The organism is Rhodococcus sp. C3V, assembly GCF_029269915.1.
GTDB classification, from domain to species: Bacteria; Actinomycetota; Actinomycetes; order Mycobacteriales; family Mycobacteriaceae; genus Rhodococcus_F; species Rhodococcus_F qingshengii.
Genome location: NZ_JARJBE010000010.1, coordinates 244,731 through 258,809 on the forward strand (window position 1 = coordinate 244,731; position 14,079 = coordinate 258,809).

Annotated in this window: 14 protein-coding genes; 9 read left to right on the forward strand and 5 right to left on the reverse strand. The window is 62.7% G+C overall.

From position 1 onward, the window contains the following. From P3G66_RS24600 to P3G66_RS24615, 4 genes are read left to right on the forward strand one after another with little or no spacing between them, the layout of a single operon-like run. The gene (locus P3G66_RS24600) at window positions 1-1,005 is read left to right on the forward strand and encodes an alpha-ketoacid dehydrogenase subunit beta (RefSeq protein ID WP_276117234.1); all 1,005 of its coding nucleotides are present in this window, start codon (window positions 1-3) and stop codon (window positions 1,003-1,005) included. Further along, window positions 1,002-2,225 (forward strand): dihydrolipoamide acetyltransferase family protein, encoded by a 1,224-nt coding sequence (locus tag P3G66_RS24605; RefSeq protein ID WP_276117235.1) that lies wholly within the window; start codon window positions 1,002-1,004, stop codon window positions 2,223-2,225. Before P3G66_RS24600 ends, P3G66_RS24605 begins: the two co-directional genes overlap by 4 nt. Then, window positions 2,225-3,604 (forward strand): dihydrolipoyl dehydrogenase, encoded by a 1,380-nt coding sequence (gene lpdA, locus P3G66_RS24610; protein WP_276117237.1) that lies wholly within the window; start codon window positions 2,225-2,227, stop codon window positions 3,602-3,604. Before P3G66_RS24605 ends, lpdA begins: the two co-directional genes overlap by 1 nt. A 24-nt stretch (window positions 3,605-3,628) precedes the next feature. Beyond that, window positions 3,629-4,729 carry a Glu/Leu/Phe/Val dehydrogenase dimerization domain-containing protein gene (locus P3G66_RS24615; protein ID WP_276117238.1) on the forward strand — a complete coding sequence of 367 codons (1,101 nt, stop codon included), beginning with the start codon at window positions 3,629-3,631 and terminating at the stop codon, window positions 4,727-4,729. Here P3G66_RS24615 and P3G66_RS24620 read toward each other — a convergent pair. The 3 genes from P3G66_RS24620 to P3G66_RS24630 form a co-directional block, all read right to left on the reverse strand. Further along, window positions 4,664-5,566, reverse strand: a complete 903-nt coding sequence (locus tag P3G66_RS24620) for a TIGR04222 domain-containing membrane protein (protein ID WP_276117239.1) — start codon at window positions 5,564-5,566, stop codon at window positions 4,664-4,666. The two genes, P3G66_RS24615 and P3G66_RS24620, sit on opposite strands and share 66 nt — an antisense overlap. Next, a complete protein-coding gene (locus tag P3G66_RS24625; RefSeq protein ID WP_276117240.1) occupies window positions 5,563-6,471 on the reverse strand; it encodes a TIGR04222 domain-containing membrane protein in 909 nt (302 codons plus the stop codon). Before P3G66_RS24625 ends, P3G66_RS24620 begins: the two co-directional genes overlap by 4 nt. A gap of 138 nt (window positions 6,472-6,609) precedes the next feature. Beyond that, on the reverse strand, window positions 6,610-7,287 hold the full coding sequence (locus tag P3G66_RS24630) for an SDR family oxidoreductase (RefSeq protein WP_276117241.1): 678 nt from the start codon (window positions 7,285-7,287) through the stop codon (window positions 6,610-6,612). A 77-nt stretch (window positions 7,288-7,364) separates the two neighbouring features. Between P3G66_RS24630 and P3G66_RS24635 the strand changes: the two genes are divergently transcribed. From P3G66_RS24635 to P3G66_RS24650, 4 genes are all read left to right on the forward strand, one after another. Beyond that, window positions 7,365-8,291, forward strand: coding sequence for a metal ABC transporter substrate-binding protein (locus tag P3G66_RS24635; RefSeq protein WP_047272640.1), 927 nt, complete (start codon window positions 7,365-7,367; stop codon window positions 8,289-8,291). Next, the gene (locus tag P3G66_RS24640) at window positions 8,288-9,019 is read left to right on the forward strand and encodes a metal ABC transporter ATP-binding protein (protein WP_003942501.1); all 732 of its coding nucleotides are present in this window, start codon (window positions 8,288-8,290) and stop codon (window positions 9,017-9,019) included. The genes P3G66_RS24635 and P3G66_RS24640 overlap by 4 nt, the downstream gene beginning before the upstream one ends. 3 nt (window positions 9,020-9,022) lie before the next feature. Beyond that, window positions 9,023-9,901: a metal ABC transporter permease gene (locus tag P3G66_RS24645; protein WP_020909820.1), complete on the forward strand. Its 879-nt coding sequence runs from the start codon at window positions 9,023-9,025 to the stop codon at window positions 9,899-9,901. A gap of 149 nt (window positions 9,902-10,050) precedes the next feature. After that, entirely contained in the window at window positions 10,051-11,607 is a 1,557-nt protein-coding gene (locus P3G66_RS24650; RefSeq protein WP_276117242.1) for a GGDEF domain-containing protein, read from the forward strand. Here P3G66_RS24650 and P3G66_RS24655 read toward each other — a convergent pair. Next, a complete protein-coding gene (locus P3G66_RS24655) occupies window positions 11,596-12,348 on the reverse strand; it encodes a cyclase family protein (protein ID WP_276117244.1) in 753 nt (250 codons plus the stop codon). The genes P3G66_RS24650 and P3G66_RS24655 overlap by 12 nt on opposite strands. Before the next feature lie 144 nt (window positions 12,349-12,492). Then, complete coding sequence (locus P3G66_RS24660) at window positions 12,493-12,909, reverse strand: TIGR03668 family PPOX class F420-dependent oxidoreductase (protein WP_003942513.1); 417 nt, start codon at window positions 12,907-12,909, stop codon at window positions 12,493-12,495. A 54-nt stretch (window positions 12,910-12,963) separates the two neighbouring features. On the opposite strand from P3G66_RS24660, the gene P3G66_RS24665 reads away from it, so the two are divergent. Next, a complete protein-coding gene (locus tag P3G66_RS24665) occupies window positions 12,964-13,965 on the forward strand; it encodes a PHP domain-containing protein (RefSeq protein WP_003942580.1) in 1,002 nt (333 codons plus the stop codon). The last annotated feature ends 114 nt before the right edge of the window (window positions 13,966-14,079 follow it).

Genomic DNA, 14,079 nt, shown 5'->3' on the forward strand with positions numbered 1-14,079 from the left:
ATGCCCATGCTCACGATGGCTCAGGCCCTCAACACCGCGCTACGCGACTCTCTGGCTGCGGACGACAACGTTGTCGTCTTCGGTGAGGACGTCGGCACCCTGGGCGGCGTTTTCCGCGTCACCGACGGCCTCACCCGCGACTTCGGCGACGACCGATGCTTCGACACTCCCCTCGCCGAGTCCGGCATCATCGGATTCGCAATCGGCATGGCCATGGCCGGTTTTCGTCCGGTCGTGGAAATGCAGTTCGACGCGTTTGCCTATCCGGCGTTCGAGCAGATCGCCTCCCATGTGGCGAAGATCCGCAACCGCACCAAGGGCGCGCTGTCGATTCCGATAGTCATTCGTGTTCCTTTTGCCGGCGGTATCGGCGGGGTGGAGCATCATTGTGATTCCAGTGAGGGCTACTACGCGCACACACCCGGACTGAAGGTTGTGGCGCCGTCCACGGTGGAAGATGCGTACTCGCTGCTACGTTCGGCAATCGAGGACCCCGACCCCGTGATCTTCCTCGAGCCCAAGAAGCTGTACTTCGCACGAGCAGATGTCGAACTGACCGCACGTGAGCCGATCGGTCGCGCCGTCGTCCGTCGCCCCGGTCGTGACGCGACGCTCATTGCCTACGGTCCGTCCGTGGATGTTGCACTGAGGTCCGCCGAGGCCGCTGCAGCCGAGGGCCGGGACATCGAGGTGATCGACATCCGCTCGATAGTGCCGTTCGACGACGAGACGGTCACCGCATCGGTGCGAAAGACCGGACGCTGCATCGTTATCCAGGAAGCGCAGGGTTTTGCCGGTGTGGGTGCAGAAATTGCTGCCCGCGTGCAGGAACGGTGTTTCCACCATCTCCATGCCCCGGTGCTCCGGGTCAACGGCTTCGACATCCCCTACCCCGCTCCCAAGCTCGAGCGTCACCACCTGCCCAGCCTCGACCGGGTCCTGGACGCCGTCGACCGTCTGCAGTGGAACGACGCCCCGGACACCCGTTGGGCGGTGACGGCATGAGCAATCAGGTTTTCATGCTCCCCGACCTCGGCGAAGGACTGGCGGAGGCCGACATCGCGGAGTGGCACGTCAAGGTAGGCGACGTGGTCACCATCGATCAGATCGTCGTCGAGGTGGAAACTGCGAAAGCTGCTGTGGATGTGCCCATCCCGTTCGCCGGGACCGTGATCGAACTACACGGCAAAGACGGAGACACCCTGAAGGTGGGCACACCGCTGATCACTGTGAGTGGTGGCGAGAGTGTCGACGCGGTCGTTTCGGCCAACCACGAGCGCTACCGCGAAGAGGAACGCGCCGGTTCGGGCAACGTCCTGATCGGCTACGGCACCAGCGAGGATGCACCGAGACGCCGACGCAGAGCGGCTCCGTCGGTACGTGTGATCTCGCCGATTGTTCGTAAACTGGCCTCTGACAACAGTATCGACCTAGCCACGATTTCCGGATCGGGCGCTGGCGGAGTCATCACGCGCGCCGACGTCGAGGCCGGGGCAAACTTCGGCCCGGAAACGGAAACGTCACACGCGACCGACCAAAGAATTCCGATCAAGGGGCTACGCAAGGTAGTTGCCGACAAGCTGTCCACCAGCCGCCGCGAGATCCCTGACGCGACAACCTGGGTCGACGTCGACGCCACCGAACTGTTGGCGGCGCGAGCCGAGATCAACAAGTCACTGCCCGATTCCGACAAGATCAGCCTGATGGCGCTCCTGGCTCGGCTGACCATCGCGGCGTTGGCGCAGTACCCCGAACTGAACTCGTCGGTCGATACTGCTCGAGGCGAGATCGTTCGACACGCCCGCACCCACCTGGGGATCGCCGCGCAGACACCGAAGGGATTGATGGTACCGGTCATTCGAAATGCGGACGCCCTGAGCACCGTCGAACTCGCACAAGCACTTCGGGTGACCACCGACCTTGCGCGCGACGGCAAACTCGAACCCGCCCGCCTGACCGGCGGCACGTTCACGCTCAACAACTACGGGGTATTCGGGGTCGACGGATCGACTCCGATCATCAATCACCCCGAGGCGGCAATTCTGGGGATCGGACGCATCATCGACAAGCCGTGGGTCGTGAACGGCGAGTTGACCGTTCGTAAGGTCACTCAGATCTCGTTGAGCTTCGACCACCGCGTCTGTGACGGAGGCGAAGCCGGCGGATTCCTCAGGCTGTTCGGTGACTACATCGAGAACCCGATCCGCGTCCTGGGAAGGCTCTGATGACAACTGCAGAACCCCACAGCGACGTCGTGATCCTCGGTGGAGGATCGGGCGGCTATGCCTGCGCCATCCGCGCCGCTCAACTCGGATTGTCGGTCACGCTGATCGAAGCGGACAAGGTCGGCGGAACGTGCCTGCACCGCGGATGCATCCCGACCAAGGCACTGCTGCATTCCGCCGAGGTGGCCGATTCGGCACGCACCAGTGAGCAATTCGGTGTCCGGGCATCTTTTGCCGGCATCGACGTCGCGCAGGTGCACGACTACAAGAACGGGACAGTCGAGCGGCTGTACAGCGGTCTGCAAGGTTTGTTGGCGCAACACAAGATCACTATCGTCAACGGATACGGAACGTACGTCGGTGGGCGAAGCATCGACGTCGACGGAACCCGCTACACCGGAACATCACTCGTTCTGGCCACCGGCTCGTATCCGCGGGAACTCCCCGGCATCGAACTCGGCCGACGGATCGTCACCAGCGACCAGGCACTCGAACTCGACCGGGTGCCCACCAGCGCAACGGTACTCGGTGGCGGTGTCATCGGCGTCGAGTTCGCAAGCCTCTGGCGCTCGTTCGGCGCCCAAGTAACGATCGTCGAGGCACTCCCCCGACTGATCGCCGCCGAGGATCCGTGGTCGTCGAAGCAGCTGGAGCGGGCCTATCGTAAACGTGGAATCGTCTGTAAGACAGACACAAAGGTCGATTCCGCGAAAGAAGCAGCCGATTCCGTCCGCATCGAACTTAGCGACGGAACGAAACTCGACACCGACCTACTGTTGGTCGCCGTCGGCCGCGGACCTCGCACGGACGGTAACGGTTTCGAAGAAAACGGAATCAGCCTCGACAAGGGATTTGTCGTCACCGACGAACGCCTCCGTACGTCCGTGGACGGTGTGTACGCGGTCGGCGACATCGTGCCCGGTCTTGCGTTGGCGCACCGAGGTTTCCAACAAGGAATCTTTGTGGCCGAACAGATTGCCGGCAAGGATCCGATACCGGTCGCCGAACACCTGATTCCTCGCGTGACGTACTCACATCCCGAAGTTGCATCGGTCGGGCTCGGCGAAGAGGTGGCGCGCACGCAGTACGCCGACGTCTCCACCGTCATCTACGACCTGGCAGGTAACGGCAAGAGTCAGATCCTGCGAACTACCGGCGGAATCAAAGTGATTCGAAGCGGAACGAAAGGCCCTGTTGTCGGAGTTCACCTGGTGGGAGACCGCGTCGGCGAACTGATCGGTGAGGCGCAGTTGGCCGTTGCCTGGGAAGCACTTCCCGATGAAGTGGGGCGTTTCATCCACGCGCACCCCAGTCAGAACGAAGCGTTGGGCGAGGCCATGCTCGCACTCGCGGGAACACCACTGCACGCCCACAACTGACCCGGAGACAGAAAAGGAGATTCAATGAGTATCGACGACGAACTGCGCTGGGACGGTGAACTGACCGTCACTCGCCATGATCGGGAGACCGGCACGACTTTCGTGATTCGAATCGACTCCACCCGTCTGGGACCGGCGTCGGGTGGCACGCGGGCCGCTCACTATCCCTCCATCGGTCACGCATTGGCGGACGCCGGGAAGCTGGCCGGCGCAATGACTTTGAAGATGGCGGTCTCCGATCTGCCGATGGGTGGCGGGAAGTCGGTAATAGCGCTACCTGCACCGCGCAATCAGATCGACGCCGCAACCTGGTCTCGTATCCTCGGCATCCACGCCGAGAACATCGACAAGCTCGAAGGAAACTACTGGACTGGTCCTGACGTCAACACCAACTCTTCCGACATGGATCAGCTCAGCCGCACCACCAAATACGTCTTCGGGCGTTCGGTCGGCAACGGTGGCGCCGGTTCCAGCGCGCACGCCACCGCTCTGGGTGTGTTCGAAGCGATGAAGGCCACGGCGCGTCGCCGAGGACTCGGAACACTCGACGGCCGAACGGTACTGGTACAGGGGCTCGGCGCCGTCGGCGGCGACGTCGTCCGTCTCGCAGCGCAGGCTGGCGCACGTCTGCTGGTTGCCGATACGGACCCGCAGCGCCTCGAGGCGGCTTCTCTCGCGGGGCACACGGTCGTTCCTGCCGGCGAGGTCCTCCGAACACCGTGTGACCTCTTTGCCCCCTGCGCGATGGGAGGCATCATCGATTTCGCTGCGGCTGCGTCGATTCCGACTCTGGCCGTGGCGGGCGCAGCAAACAACATCTTGACCGATGCCGCTGCGGGCGAGGTTCTGCGAGACCGCGGGGTTCTCTGTGCCCCTGATTTCGTCGCGAACGCAGGCGGAGCCTTTCACCTCGTGGGGCGAGAAGTCCTGGGGTGGAACGAAGACGACGTCGTCGAACGAACCCGAGGGATCGGTCGAACTCTGGACGAGGTGTATTCGTTGAGCGAGGAACGTGGCATCACTACCGAGGCCGCAGCGCTTATGCTCGCCCGGGCGCGGCTATCCCCCGCATCCGCCGCCGCCACATCCGCCGCCCCCGCTGCAGCTGCTGCCTCCCCCGCCTGAACCGCCACCGTCCGAACCCCCGCTACTTCCGCTGCCGTCGGCACCGATTCCGGCGGCGGAGGCCAAGGCGGGATTGATCATCAGCATCGCCGAACCGGCGAAGAGAGCAGCGGACATTCCGGCCAAACGCGGTCCGTAGGCGGAGAAGGCAGGCTTGTTGCGCGGGGACAGGTAGGCGTGTGCCGTGGTCAGTTCCGAACGTGCCGCCTTGCCAGAGGTGGTTCGATCGAAGTTGAGCCCGAGCAGCGGGATACTGAACCCGGTGACGAGTACGGCGAGAATCAGAAACTCGACGGGCTTGTCGTTGTGCAGTCCGAAAGCAATGCGGACGATACCCACGGCCACCAGGATCTTCAGCGGAACTGTGGAGAGAAAGATTGAACGCCTGGCGCTGTCGGAGGTCAGGTATCCCCGGTCCGCCAAAGAGTTTCGTAGGCGAGCTGTTTCCACCGTCATACGCTCGGCGAGTTGGCGCCGACGATGGGGTAGAGCCTGCTGGGCCAGGCGCTGGTACACGGTGAGGGTGTACCAGTCCAGGGTCTCGTCGCCAGGGCCCAACGGGCGCAGGACAGCGCCGTCGGTGGTGATCAGGTCAGCGCTACGCAGGATTGCCAATGATGCTGCGATGGCGCGTGACTCGCCGGTGAGCATTCCGACTTCCGGAGGCGTCAGTTGCTCGGCGGAATACCCGTGCTCGGTTGAGTACCCGTGCCGGGGTGCCCGGATCATCAGACGCCACCCCAGAGTGAGAACCATGAGCGTGGCCGAAACGGCTATGTAGCCGTAGAGGAAATCCTCGCTGGGGATCCCCCAAGTGTCGACTGCATGCGTGCTCATCCCCCACACCCCCCGCCGCCGCAACTGCTCCCACTGCCGCCACCGCCGTCCGAACCGGATGATCCGGATGAGGAGCCACAACTGTAGTAGCTCGAACTTCCGCCACCCGGGCTGTACGCGGCGCCCGCAGCTACCGCTCCCGCCAGCGCCGGATCGATCAGAACCAGAGCGCCCGCACCGAAGAGCGCCGCCGACAGCCCGGCGAGCGAGGGACCGTAGCTCGTGTACGCGGGCCGCAGTTTCGGTGAGAGGTACGAGTTTTCGTGCTTGAGGCGTCGAAGCTCGCTGTCTCCCAAAGCTGTCCGACGACGCTTGATGCGAAGAAGTGGAATCATCAGAGCGAGAACGATGATGGTGAGGAGCAGAAACCCGACCGGCTTACCGCCGTCGATTCCGGCGACGAGACGGACCAAGCCGAGAGCAATGACCGCCACGATCGGAACGGTCCGAAGGGCAGCGGTCAGACCGTCCTGCTGGCGTTGCAAATATCCCTCGTCGATCAACGTCGTACGTAGTTGTGCGAGTGCGATGTTCAGCCGTCCCATCAGACGCACCTGCCGCAGCGGGACCTTTCCGTTGCCGAGTCGCTTGTGCACCGTACGGGTGAACCAGTCGAGACGATTCTTGTCCTCCGCAGTGAGTGCCAGCTTGGTCTTGCCTTCGGTGCTGATCAGCTCGGCGCTGCGCAGAATAGCCATCGACGCCAGCACCGCTTGGTAGTCACTGGTCAAGGCACCGATCTCGGGAGGAGTGAGCGGCCGACGGACAGCGTCGACGACCACCGGTGACCGGCGCGCAGTCATTCGGCTGTACAGCGAGAGTCCGATCGCGACGGCAGCCGCCACCAGGTACCACTGAAGGAAAGTCTGGCTGGGGATCCCCCATGTATCCGTATGATCATGCATCGCACACCACCTCTCGATGAACTCCTGAGACAAGTCCAGTCTCTTTGTCCGACAACTGATGTCAGTATCGGGCCAGTGCCCGGAAAAGCGATATCCGGATGGCCATCGTCACCATTCCGTTACCGCCGAACTGGGGATTTACCGGCCGGTAGGTCGAAGCACGATCTCCGTGGGGTGTGCGTCGGACGGTGTTTCGACGGCAGTGAGTACGGCACGCGCCACAGTGGAGGCTTTCAGGAAGCGCTCCGGGTCGTACTCGTCGCCCTCACCCGCGACGATGTCGCGCTGCATGTCGGTGTCGATCCGTCCGGGGTGAATGGAGGTGACCCGAAGTGCCGGCTCTTCCAGGCGCAACGCATCTCCGAAAGCGCGCAGGGCGAACTTGCTGGCCGCATACGAGCCCCAACCGGCGTTGGCGCGCAGTCCGGCACCCGAATTGATCAGCACGACGTGACCTCCAGCCGCACGAAGCGCGGGCAGGAGAACCCGCGTGAGTTCGGCGACGGCGATGACGTTTGCCTCTAGGGTGCGTCGCCACTGATCGACCGAGGATTCCTCGATGGTTCCGATGTCGGCCACGCCGGCGTTGTGTACCAGCACGTCGAGCGTCGTGATGGACGAGGCGGCGGCGGCGGCGGCGTCGTAGTCCGTGAGGTCGAGGGGTAGAGGCGTCGATCCGGGCAGTTCGGCGCAGATCGGCTCGAGGGCCTGCGCGGATCGTGCACCGAGCAGCAGGTTGTGTGTCGGCGCCAGTTCGCGTGCGATGGCAGCTCCGAGGCCGCGACTGGAACCGGTGATCAAGGCAGTAGGACGCATGGCCCGAGCCTATCGAGTGGAGATTGTTCGGCGAGACGAACTTGTGTATTTGTTTACCCACATATTAGAGTTCGACCATGACGACACGCGACGCGAAGAACTTCCGCCGCCTGGGAATTGCCGCCCTCGCCGCCCTGCTGCTGTCCAGCTGTTCTGCGGTGAGTTCTGGCTCCGACGACGACCGCCCGGTGGTGCTCACCACGTTCACCGTGCTGTCGGACATCGCCCAGAACGTTGCCGGCGATCATCTTCGCGTCGAGTCGATCACCAAGGCGGGGGCCGAAATTCACGGCTACGAGCCGACGCCCGGAGACATTCGGCGGGCGAGCGAAGCCGATCTGATCCTCGACAACGGCATGAACCTCGAGGCGTGGTTCGCGAAATTCGTCAACGGACTGGACGTGCCACACGTCGTGGTCAGCGACGGCGTCGAAGGCATTCCGATCGCCGGCGACGCGTATGCGGGCAAGCCCAATCCGCATGCATGGATGTCTCCGTTGAATACGCAGATCTACGTCGACAACATGGTGACTGCTTTCAGCGACCTCGACCCGGACAACGCCTCGGCATTTGCGGAGAACGGCGCGAAGTACAAGGCGGAACTGCAAGCAGTTCAGGACGGCCTGGTCAGTGGGCTGGCGGCATTGCCCGCAGGTCAGCGTGCACTCGTCAGTTGCGAGGGTGCGTTCTCCTATCTGGCCAGGGACGCGGGACTCAGCGAGGCGTACATCTGGCCGGTCAATGCCGAGCAGCAGGCGACGCCGCAGCAGATCATCGCCGCGATCGACTTCGTCCGAGCCAATTCCGTTCCCGCCGTCTTCTGCGAGTCGACGGTCTCGGATGCCCCCATGCAGCAGGTTGTCGGGGCGACCGGCGCGAAGTTCGGCGGAACGCTGTACGTCGATTCGCTGTCCGAAGCCGACGGTCCCGTGCCCACCTATCTGGACATGATTCGCCACGACACCGACGTCATCCTCGGCGGTCTGACCGGCGGTAAATCATGAACGAAGCCATTCGCGTCGAAAACGTCAGCGTTCACTACGGCGAGGTCCACGCACTGGACCACGTCGATCTGACGTTGAACTCGGGTAGCGTCTGCGGACTGATCGGTATGAACGGTTCAGGAAAGTCGACTCTGTTCAAAGTGATCATGGGGATGATCAAGCCGGACAACGGTTCTGTCAGAATCGCCGGTCTCGACGCAGCCACTGCGCGCAAGAGCGGCCGCGTCGGATACGTGCCGCAGAGTGAAGACGTCGACTGGACCTTCCCGATCAGCGTCCGTGACGTCGTGATGATGGGCAGGTACGGCCACCTCGGATTCTTGCGACGTCCGCGGCGTGCAGATCGCGAGGCGGTGGCAGAGGCCCTCGAGCGGGTGGAACTCACCGAATTTGCGGATCGTCAGATCGGTCAGCTCTCGGGTGGTCAGAAGAAGCGCGCGTTCGTCGCACGCGGCATCGCGCAGGACGCGTCGATACTGCTGCTGGACGAGCCGTTTGCGGGCGTCGACAAGCGTTCCGAGGCAACGATTTCTACGCTGCTACGAGAGTTGGCTTCCGACGGCCGGTCGATCTTGGTCTCGACCCACGATCTCCACGCTGTGCCGAAACTCTGCGACGAGGCGGTACTGCTCATGCGCAAGGTCCTGGTGCATTCCGACCCGGACACCGTGCTGCAACCGGAAAACCTCGCCCTGGCTTTCGGTCTCGACGTGATGGACAGGACCTGATCGATGAACCTCGTAGAACTCCTACTTGATCCTCTCCAGTACGGATTCATGGTGCGCGCGTTGGCCGTTGCGGTTGTGGCAGCGGTTGTCTGCGCGGTGCTCAGTTGTTGGTTGGTGCTCATCGGGTGGTCGTTGATGGGCGATGCCGTCTCGCACGCCGTGCTGCCGGGTGTTGTCCTCGCTTACGTCGTCGGCGCTCCATTTGCGATCGGGGCCTTGATCTTCGGGTTGATCGCCGTAGCGCTGATCGGACTGATCCGTAACACCAGCCGCGTCAAGGAAGACGCCGCGATCGGTATCGTCTTCACGACTCTCTTTGCGTTCGGTTTGGTTCTCATCTCGGTGACCCCCAGCCAGACCGATCTCAACCACATCATTTTCGGCAACCTGCTGGGGGTGAGCTCGTCCGATCTTCTGCAGGTCGCGATACTCGGCGCGTTGGCGTTGAGCATTCTGTTGATCAAGCGTCGTGATCTGACGTTGTTCGCCTTCGACCCGATCCATGCGAACGCGATAGGTCTTTCGCCCAAGCGCCTGGGTGCGCTGCTACTCGGCGTCCTCGCGCTCACGTCCGTTGTGGCGTTGCAAGCCGTCGGCGTCGTGCTGGTGGTGGCGATGCTGATCATCCCCGGCGCGACGGCCTACCTTCTCACTGACAAGTTCTCGCGGATGCTGGTGATAGCTCCAGTGGTTTCCGCGATCTGCGCGATTACGGGTATCTACGTCAGCTACTACCTCGACACAGCTTCCGGGGGCATGGTTGTGATGACGCAGGGCATCGTATTCGCCCTGGTGTACCTGTTCAGCCCGTCGCAGGGGGTCATCGCGAAATGGACTTCGCAGCGGCGTAGGACCCGAGCGGAATACAGCGCCGTGGCTTGACGGGCGGTCTTGATCGTTCGTCCAGTTAACAATCCGCTACCAAATCGGGTAGGTTCGTACGGGCATTCGTCACCACAAACATTCCGGCCGCAACGATGCCGGCTGCAAGACGATCGGTGGTGACGCCTTGAACACCGATGGGCCCTTCGATGACGCAGTTCCGAGCGCGACGCACGTGGCTGGTTCTCGGCGTCGTTGTCGCGGTCATCGCTCTCGCCGGATCCGGGCTGCTCAGCCCACGAACTTCGGTTCTGGTGGACGATATCGCCCAGCTCGTCGGCGGAGCCACCGCAACTGCGGTCTGTTGGTGGACATCGCGGCGCTATCACGGCGTCGAGCGGCGTTGGCGAACTCTGATGGCTCTGGGTATGGCCGGCTGGACTCTCGGGATGTTCTTCTGGGCGTTCTACCGCTCGGTTCTCCACGTTCCACTTCCGTCGCCGTCGATCGCGGACATCGGTTTCTTCATGTTCCCGGTGTTCGCCGTGCCGGCGCTTCTGTCGTTGGTGCGTCAGTCGCCCCGGCGTGAGGCGATCGGTCCGATCCATCTCTGGCTCGTGCTGACGCTCGACGGTCTTGTCGTTGTCGGTGGATTGTTCATCCTCACGTGGACGACCGCCCTGGGCGCCGTCGTTCATACCGGTCCGACGGGATCTCTCGGGTTTCTTGTCGCGGTGATGTATCCGATCACCGACTTCGTTCTGATCGCCATGGTCTTGCTGATGGTCATCGGACCGAAGGCCGTAGCAGAGATCCGTGAACCGCTGACGTTCCTCGGGTGCGGGTTGGTGATGCTCTCCCTTTCGGACAGCCTGTACGCGTACTTGGTGGCGATCGGCGCCGAGAGTATGCCGACGATCGCCGATGCCGGGTTCATCGCGGGGCCGCCGTTGATCGCCTTGGCGGCGCTGACGAAGCGAACCGAGCCTCGGAACCGCAACGCGCCGCTGCAGTGGCGAAGCGATCGGACTCAGTTGCTGCTGCCGTATCTGTTGATCGCGGTGATCGCGACGATCGTGACTGTTCAGGCGCTGATCGTCGGCAACCTCGATGCCGTGGTCGTGATACTCGGCGTCGGCGTGTTGGTTCTCGCGCTGGTGCGCCAAATACTCACGCTCCTCGAGAACGACGCGCTCCTCCAACAGATCTCCGCTGCCCAGGACGAGCTGAGGTACCGAGCACATCACGACCCACTCACCGAGCTTGCAAACCGGGCCGCGTTCGACGAACACTTTGCGAGCGCCATCGAAAACTATCGCCACACGAACTCCGATTGGGTGCTGATGCTTGTCGATCTGGACGACTTCAAACAGATCAACGATCGATACGGGCACCCGGCCGGCGACCGGTTACTGGTTGCTCTCACAGCACGTCTGCGCGAAGCGGTTCCCGAGGGTGCGTTTGTCGCCCGATTCGGTGGCGACGAGTTCACAGTGCTCCTGCAGGGCACGATCGACGACGCCGTCGTCGTGGCTCGCCGGATCGTCGACGCGCTCAGGTCCGATCAGACTGCAGACACATCGGTGTCGGTAGGTGCGAGCGTTGGTGTCGCGCATTTCGAGTCCGCGCAGTTCGAGTTTGGGGACGAACCGCTCAGCGCGCACACTCTTCTTCGCCAGGCCGATGCGGCGATGTACGAGGCGAAGAGAAGTGGGAAGGGAGCAGTCGTTGTCTACGGCGACCGTCGCAAATGGTTATCGCCGTAGTAGTGCGAAAATCGTTGCCGGTGAACCCGATCCGGCCTTGTTGATCGCACCACCGACAAGGATGCTGGCCCCGGTGGTTGGCAGGGCGGCAAGATTGTTCAAGTTCTCCAGGCTGATTCGATGCTTGTCGTACAGGATTGTCGAGACGGGGTAGGTTTCGTCGTTTCCGAGGTCGGGACCGAACGTGTCGGTTCCCAATGCTCCGCGGGTGCCCAAACGGCCGGTGTCTATCAGCCACCGCGCCGCGTCCACCGAGAAGCCGGGCTGGTGGGTGACGCCCTCGGCATCGGAGTTGGCATATTCTTCGCTACCCCAGCGCGATTCCCACCCGGTCCAGAGAACTACGGCCGCTCCATCGGGGATCTTGCCGTTGCGCGTTTCCCATTCCTGCAGGTCCGCGACCGTGAGCGCATAGTCCGAATCGGCGGCAGCCTTGTCCCGGATGTCGATCTTCACTGCGGGGAGGAAGAGGTCCGCCGGATCGAGTTGGTCGGCTGTGAGGCCGCCTTCCTGGAAGTGTGCGGGTGCGCCCCAATGCGTGCCTGTGTGCTCACCTTCCTTGACGTACTGGAGGTAGTAGCCGTCGTCTGCGATGGTGGCCGCTGTGTCGAGAGTGAACTCGGGGTCGCCGGGAAAAACCGGCGTCGTCGCCGGGTCGTTCACGTGTGAGAGCGAAACAACCGACAACAGTTCGTTCAACGGACTTGTTGCGTCTTGACTGCTTCCGGAACTGCTACCCATGTCGATCACCTGAGGTCCCGCTACCAGCGCCAGACCTGTGGCTGCGCGCTGAAGTAACTGCCGTCGTTTCATCGATCCCCCGCCAATTTGTCCGAATTGAGAGTGTTGCAATCACTTTCGCTCCTTGAACACTAGGACAGAACCTTAGGCTGCTGCGGACCATGACGACCACTCCACATCGCGGACAGCTATCACCTGTCCGTGCGGTCGGTGATCTACGTACTGCGGATACTTTGCGGCCAAAGCATCGATCGCGCTCTCGGACTCCTTGGTGCCGGGGTCGAGAACCTCCGCATGTCCGTCGACGCGGACCCACCAGAGCGCGGACCAGTCGTCGTCGTAATGATCGACCAGCAGGCTTGCGCGCCCCGTCTCGGTGATGTTCCGGAGCCTGCGAAGAGCGGTCGTGGTTTTCGGTTTGTGGTCGACACAGGAATAGACGGTGCCGCCGACCAAGACGAATACCAGCGGCACGATGTGCGGAACGCCGGCCGCATCTGCCGTTGCCAGGTGAGCCACCCGCGCGGCTTCAAATCGTGCTCTCGGGTCGTCCATATTCACAGCGTAAGGGGATCAAGGGTTGCTGCGAGCCGCTGCTGACGGAACAGTGGTCTCATGGAACCGGATGAAGCGCTTCGGGAGATCGCCTACTGGCTCGAACGATCACGCGCTGAAACGCACCGCGTCAAGGCCTATCGCCGAGCTGCGGAGGTCTTTTCAGGATTGTCCGACGAGCAGAAGGAGTCTCGCCGGAAAGCCGACAGTTGGAAGGCCCTCACCGGCATCGGGCCGAAGACTGCCACGATTATCGCTCAGTCGTACGACGGCATCCCCGAGTATCTCGAGGAACTGCGGGGGCAGGCTGAGCCCATCGGCGACAGCCCATTGCGACAAGCCCTCCGCGGCGACCTCCACACCCACTCCGACTGGTCCGATGGTGGAAGCCCCATCGAAGAGATGATGCGACGCGCAGCAGCACTCGGCCATGACTACTGCGCCCTCACCGACCATTCGCCTCGCCTCACAGTTGCCAACGGGCTGTCCGCGGAGCGCCTACGGTCTCAACTCGACGTGATAGCCGGGTTGAATGCCGAACTGGCTCCCTTCCGCATCCTCACGGGAATCGAGGTGGACATCCTCGAGGACGGTTCACTCGACCAGGATCCCGATCTGCTCGACGAACTCGACATCGTGGTGGCGAGCGTCCACTCCAAGCTGCGGTCCGAGCGTGAGGCGATGACCCGCAGAATGCTTGCTGCAGTGCGAAACCCGCGTGTCGATATTCTCGGACACTGCACCGGGCGTCTTGTCGAGGGTGCTCGCGGAACCCGGCCCGAGTCGCAGTTCGACGCGGAGAAAGTGTTCGAGGCCTGCCGCGAATCAGGCACAGCCGTTGAGATCAATTCCCGACCGGAGCGTCGTGACCCGCCTTCGCGTTTGATCGAGTTGGCCCGCGATCTCGATTGTCTTTTCTCCATCGACACGGACGCCCATGCCCCCGGTCAGCTGGCTTGGCAGGGATACGGCTGTGACCGGGCCGAAAAGTGCGGCGTCGAAGCCGATCGGGTGATCAATACCTGGACCGCCGAAGATCTTTTGGAGTGGGCGGGCAATTGAGAGCACGCCGGAATGGGTCACCGAGGCGTTTGCTCGGTGACCTCCGGGTTCAGATCCGCGTGGTGGAGCGGCGGGGTTTCCGGTCGGGGTCGATGCCCGGTGGTGGGATGAACC